At 57.8% G+C, this 232-nt stretch carries 1 protein-coding gene; it reads right to left on the reverse strand.

Annotated features, from left to right (window positions below; genetic code table 11):
• Positions 1 to 232, reverse strand: a 232-nt coding sequence (locus HBA93_RS23840) for a hypothetical protein (protein WP_221724857.1), incomplete at both ends; no start/stop codon positions are given.

Raw genomic sequence — 232 nt, forward strand, 5'->3', positions numbered from 1 at the left:
TTTTACATCCACCGGATCTTCATAGGAACCTGCGCCGGCACGGTGTCGGCGGATCGGGGCAGGGTCATCTTCACTCTGAGGCCCGAGCGGTTTTGCCATATCCGTACCGGGTCCCATATTGTCGAGCGATGGTTTTTTGAACAGCGATGGTGAAGGCGAGGTTCTGCCACCACCACGTGATGGCCGTTCAAGCGACATTTCCGCTTCGCGCGCCAGAGGGTCATCGGCAATT

The sequence above is a fragment of the Ochrobactrum sp. SFR4 genome (genome assembly GCF_019730395.1).
Classification (GTDB): domain Bacteria; phylum Pseudomonadota; class Alphaproteobacteria; order Rhizobiales; family Rhizobiaceae; genus Pseudochrobactrum.